Source organism: Flavobacterium sp. (genome assembly GCF_029242675.1).
Classification (GTDB): domain Bacteria; phylum Bacteroidota; class Bacteroidia; order Flavobacteriales; family Flavobacteriaceae; genus Flavobacterium.
In genome coordinates, this window is the sequence record NZ_JAQWTM010000155.1 from 1 (window position 1) to 5,811 (window position 5,811).

Below are 5,811 nucleotides of genomic sequence, written 5' to 3' on the forward strand. Positions count from 1 at the left end.
CTTTTAAACAGTCATGATATCTTTAATATCATCATACAAATCATTCCAACTAGGGTTTATCGAGCGTATTAAATTATTTTTAGCCTCTCTTGAACCGGCTTTAATTTGTTTTTCTCTTGCGATAGCATCACCAATCCATTGAAAATGTTCATAATAAACTAGAATATTCAAACTGTATCGAGCAGAGAACGATTTTGGGTTTCTTTTTTCTTTGTGTTCTAAAATTCTACGAGGAAGATTTGAAGTCACTCCAGTATAAACTACCGTTTGATACTTATTTGTAATGATGTAAATGAATCCTGGCTTCATACTTTGAGACTTATGTTATAGAAACAATTGTATAAAGTTATAATTTTTTTTGTTTCACAGGTCATTGCGAGGAACGATGCAATCACACTAACACGAGCAAATCATTTGGTCTTTGAAGTAATCGCACTAACACGAGCAGCAAAATTAAGTGTTAGCATAAGCACGAATTTTGAGCAACCTAGTAGGATTGCGTCGTACCTCGCAATGACTTTAGTTGTGTTTGTTTTTTTCTTCGCAGGTTGTTGCGAGGGACGAAGCAATCGCACTAACACGAGCAGCAAAATTGATTCTTGAAGCAATCGCATTAACAAGAGTAACTTATTTGAGCTTTCAAGCAATCGCACTAATATGAGCAACTTAATTTAGTAGTAATACTAGCACGAATTTTGAGCAACTTAGTAGGATTGCGTCGTACCTCGCAATGACTTTAGTTGTGTTTGATTTTTTGTTTCACGAGTCATTGCGAGGAACGAAGCAATCGAACTATCACGAGCAATGCATTTGAGCCTTGAAGCAATCCCACTACCACGAGCAATTCATTTGGGGATTGAAGCGATCGCGCTAGCACGAGCAAAATAATTTAGCATTACCACAAGCACGAATTTTGAGCAACTTAGTAGGATTGCGTCGTACCTCGCAATGACTTTAGTTGTGTGTGTTTTTTTGTTTCTTTGTTTCGCTAGTCATTGCGAGGAACGAAGCAATCGCACTAACACGAGCAACAAATTTGAGTATTAAAGCTATGGGACGGATACTACCAATAATATTGAGGAACGAAGCAATCGCACTATCACGAGCAACAAATTTGATTCTAGAAGCAATAGCACGAACACGAGCAACGAATTTGAGCCTTAAAGCAATCGCACCAACAAAGGAAGCTAAATTAAGTAGTAGCACAAGCACTAAAGATGAGCAACCAAGTTGGATTGCGTCGTACTTCGCAATGATTTTAATAACGTCGATTTGTTTCTCGCAATGACTTTAACTACTTTTTACCCGCCTCTACAAATTCCAAAGCCTCTAAACTCACTTTTGAGGTAAACACACCATAATTTACTGTTGCTTTATTCTTTTCAATTACATCAATTGTTCCTACGGCGCGACCATCAAACATGCGTACGCGGTCACCGACTTTTAAAATAGGTTTTGGTTTTTCGACTACGACCTTTAATTTTTTCTCTTTCTTTTCCTTGCGAATTTCTTCAACAACAAGAGTTGCTTCTTCGATAACTTCCTTCTTTTTTATAGCGATTGCCTTGGTCTCTTTTGCTGTTGCTTTTTTACGTTTAGAATTCTCGATTTCGATAATTTTCAAAAATTCACCTAGGAGCTCTTTTTTGTTTTTATTATTGAAATATTTCTCCGCAATATCTTCTATTTTTTGACCAATATAAATCGTCTTTTGATTGCTATCATAAAGCTCTTGGTAACTTTCTAGCTTTTGCTTTATCTTGACATTGATGGTTTCCATCTTTTTACCTTCTTCACGTGCTTTAGTCTCTTCTTCTTTAAGAGTTTGAGATGTTTTTTCAAGCTTAGAACGTTCTTTTTGAAGGGTAGCAATGGTTTTGTCAAAACGAACTTTCCCCACTTCAATCTTTTTCTTGGCACGATTGATAAGGCTAAACGGAATTCCGTTTTTAAGCGCTACTTCAAAGGTAAACGAACTTCCCGCTTGTCCTAATGCCAGTTTGTACATCGGTTCTAATGATTTCTCGTCGAACATCATATTGGCATTGGTCGCAAAAGGCAATTCGTTTGCTAAAATTTTTAAGTTGGAGTAGTGTGTGGTGATAATTCCAAAAGCTTCTCGATGGTAAAATTCTTCCAAGAAAATTTCGGCTAATGCACCTCCTAATTCGGGATCGGAACCTGTACCAAATTCATCAATTAAGAACATGGTTTTACTGTTGCACTTCTTCAAGAAGTAGTTCATGTTCTTTAATCGGTAACTATAGGTACTTAAATGATTTTCAATAGATTGGTTGTCACCAATGTCTGTAAGTATTCTGTCAAATAAAAAGGTCTCTGAACGTTCGTGTACCGGAATCAACATACCGGATTGAAGCATTAATTGGAGTAATCCCACTGTTTTCAATGAGATCGTTTTACCACCAGCATTGGGTCCGGAGATTACGATAATGCGGTTTTCCTGCCCTAATTCAATTGTTTGCGGATGCGTGATTTCGTTCTTCTGTTTATTGTTTAAAAACAAAATAGGGTGGTAGGCATCTCTAAAATACATGCGACGCTGATCGGTGATTGTCGGTAAGATTCCGTTGATTTTGTTCGCATATTTGGCTTTAGCCGCAACTACATCAATATCACTTAGGAATTCTTGGTATTCAATCAGTAACGGTAAATACGGCCGAATAGAATTCGACAATTGCTTTAAGATACGCGTGATTTCCTCTTTTTCTTCGTATTCTAAATTGCTCAATTCTCTGGAATATTGCAAGGTCATTTCAGGTTCTACATAAGCGATACTTCCTGTTTTGGAACTTCCTAAATTACTTCCCTTTACTTTACGTCGGTACATCGCTAAAACAGCAAGTACGCGACGGTTTTGAACAAAACTTTCTTTAATGTCATCCAAGTATCCTAGGCCATTGTAATGTGACATAGCGACACCAAAACTTTGATTCACCTTACCGCGAACACTATTCATGCTGCGTCTCGTGTCCAAAAGCACTGGAGAAGCGTTATCCTTTATTTCGCCATATTTATCGACCACATCATCAATCATGTGAACGATATCTTTGGTCAACTCTACTCGAGCGGCACGAGCATTGATATTGGGATAATAATCATCAAATTTGCGCAAGAAATTCAACAAAAAGTTAACGGTAGAGGCCAGAGTGGCTATTTTTCTAAAACTTCCTACTTCGAGAAAACTGTCCTCGATAGCAAGAAACTTGATTTCATGGTTGATAGCGTCAAATCCGTGATTCGGAATAGCATTGTTATTTTGAAAAGACGAAACGTATTCTGATGTTTGCATCAAGGCTTGCATCAAGCTTTCTTTGTCTTTAAAGGGAGTAATATTTAGGGCTTTCTCTTTACCAATTTCGGTATTACAAATACTTGAAATCGTTTCAAGAACCGTTGGAAATTGTAAATCTTGTAAAGTTTTTTCTGTTATAGATATCATTAGGATGAGTTGCTTCTTTGCTACAAAAATAGTTAATAGTGTAGACTCTTTTATATATTATTAGCAAGTTTAACTAATGTTTATTGGCACCGCAATAGAAAAAATCTATAATTCTAAATCCGTATAAAAATCTCTGTGTATCTTTGTGTTCTTAAGCCTAAAAAATAATGCAATTACAACTACCACCGCAATGGGAAGCACTACTCTCTAATGAACTGGAAAAACCCTATTTTCAAGAATTAAAAGTTCAGTTGACAGCGGAATACCAAAACACAAAATGCTTTCCGCCTGAGGATTTAATCTTGGCTGCTTTTGACTATTGTCAGCTTGCTGATTTAAAATTGGTCATTATAGGGCAAGATCCTTATCATGGCGAGGGAGAAGCGAATGGTTTAGCATTCTCAGTAAACGACGGTGTGAAAATTCCACCTTCGTTACGAAACATTTTTAGAGAACTAAATGATGATTTGGAGCAATTATTTATGCCAACATCGGGCAATTTAGAAAAATGGGCTAAACAAGGCGTATTACTTTTAAATGCAGGGTTAACTGTTCGAAAAGACCAAGCCAATAGTCACAAACATTTAAAATGGAATCTCTTCACCGATGCGGTCATTCAAGAAATTTCTACTCAAAAAGAAGGCATTGTTTTTATGTTATGGGGCGCTTTTGCACATAAAAAAGGAAGCAAAATTGATAGAACCAAGCATTTCGTTTTAGAATCAGGACATCCGTCGCCACTGAGCGCTAATCAAGGAAAATGGTTCGGTAATAAGCATTTTAGTAAGGCGAATGCGTATTTGGAAGCCAAGGACAAAAAACCGATTGATTGGTCTGTGTAATTTGTAAATTTAAAATGGCACTATTTATAAAACTGCACCAAGCATCAATCTTTGAAGTAATTGCCAACTGTGAAGTATTCCGATATGATAATTTGAGGATTTAATAATAGGGGTAGAAGCTACCACGAATTGATAAAAAAAACCACTTTCGTTTTACTAACAAAAGTGGTTTTTCGATTTCAGTAATAAAGTGAAATTATTTTCGAGTAATATCTACTAGAATAGCTTTGCTTGGTCGGTTTTCGACGGTTAGAATGATGTCTACATTTTTAGCTGTCTTGCCTTCAATTATGTATAATTTGGCGTTTTTCCCAAATTCGGTGTCACTTTTATCAAAATCCACATCACCAAAAGTCAAAGAATTTTTAATATCGGTTTGATCTATCCAAGGCTCAGCCAATACTGCTGTTGCTTTTTCAGAATATTCAAAAGGTTTATTGCGAAGGTCATTCAAAACGCGTGAATTAGGGAAATAACTGCAACGCGTATCTTTCCCGCTAAAAACAAGTGCTACAAAAAAACAACCTATAACTAAACCCACTAGGTAGTAGGCAAAACGATGTACAAACTTCATGACTATTTTTTTTGCAAAGGTAGCGGAAAGATTATTTAAAACACAATTAAATTGATGTCGTTATTGGGTAAATCAAACCATTCTCCAATGGCCTTGTTAGTTAGGATTCCGTGGTACAAGTAAACGCCACATTTAAGCCCTTTGTCACATCGAATCGCACTTTCGATACCTCCATCATCAGCAATTTGAATTAAATATGGGGTTATGATATTACTAATCGACAACGAGGCAGTCTTAGAATAGCGAGACGGAATATTGGGAACGCAATAATGCAAAACGTTACTTTTGATGAAGGTTGGTTTTTCGTGCGACGTCACTTCCGAAGTTTCAAAACAACCGCCAGTATCAATGCTTACATCAACGATTACGGCACCTTTTTTCATGTGCTCCACCATGGTTTCTGTAACTACAACAGGTGTACGTTCCTTACCACGCATGGCGCCAATGGCTACATCACAACGTCGCAGCGCTTTTAACAATGTTTTCGGCTGAATGGTAGACGTAAAAATGCGTTGGTTTAAATTATTCTGTAATCTTCGTAGTTTGGTGATTGAGTTGTCAAACACTTTTACATTGGCACCCAATCCTATTGCGGTTTTGGCTGCAAATTCTCCTACAGTTCCCGCACCTAAAATCACCACTTCGGTAGGAGGAACGCCTGTAATGTTTCCAAAAAGCAACCCTTTTCCAAATTCGGTTGTTATCATTAATTCGGCAGCGATTAATATCGAAGCTGTTCCTGCGATTTCGCTCAACGATTTTACAGCAGGATAGGTTCCGCCTTCGTCTTTAATATATTCAAATGCTAAAGCCGTAATTTTTTTCTTTGTTAAGGCTTCAAAATAGCTTTTCTGTTTGGTTTTAAGTTGAATAGCCGAAATCAATATCGTTTGGCTGTTCATCATCTCAATTTCTTCAAGCGTTGGTGGCTCTAC

Annotated in this window: 6 protein-coding genes; 1 reads left to right on the forward strand and 5 read right to left on the reverse strand. The window is 37.0% G+C overall.

The annotated features are described in order from the left end of the window. Nucleotides 1–3: 3 nt before the first annotated feature. From P8M54_RS06140 to P8M54_RS06150, 3 genes are all read right to left on the reverse strand, one after another. On the reverse strand, nt 4–309 hold the full coding sequence (locus tag P8M54_RS06140) for a GIY-YIG nuclease family protein (RefSeq protein WP_300286296.1): 306 nt from the start codon (nt 307–309) through the stop codon (nt 4–6). A 645-nt stretch (nt 310–954) separates the two neighbouring features. Next, nucleotides 955–1,206 carry a hypothetical protein gene (locus P8M54_RS06145; RefSeq protein ID WP_300286298.1) on the reverse strand — a complete coding sequence of 84 codons (252 nt, stop codon included), beginning with the start codon at nt 1,204–1,206 and terminating at the stop codon, nt 955–957. Nucleotides 1,207–1,294: 88 nt separating this feature from the next. Next, nucleotides 1,295–3,460, reverse strand: coding sequence for a DNA mismatch repair protein MutS (locus P8M54_RS06150; protein ID WP_300286300.1), 2,166 nt, complete (start codon nt 3,458–3,460; stop codon nt 1,295–1,297). A gap of 167 nt (nt 3,461–3,627) precedes the next feature. Here P8M54_RS06150 and ung point away from each other — a divergent pair, with 167 nt between their 5' ends. After that, a complete protein-coding gene (gene ung, locus P8M54_RS06155) occupies nt 3,628–4,302 on the forward strand; it encodes a uracil-DNA glycosylase (protein ID WP_300286302.1) in 675 nt (224 codons plus the stop codon). Nucleotides 4,303–4,498: 196 nt separating this feature from the next. On the opposite strand, the gene P8M54_RS06160 is transcribed toward ung, so the two are convergent. Then, the gene (locus P8M54_RS06160; RefSeq protein WP_300286304.1) at nt 4,499–4,876 is read right to left on the reverse strand and encodes a DUF4258 domain-containing protein; all 378 of its coding nucleotides are present in this window, start codon (nt 4,874–4,876) and stop codon (nt 4,499–4,501) included. A gap of 35 nt (nt 4,877–4,911) precedes the next feature. Next, a partial coding sequence (locus P8M54_RS06165) for an alanine dehydrogenase (protein WP_300286305.1) occupies nt 4,912–5,811 on the reverse strand: 900 nt, incomplete at its 5' end.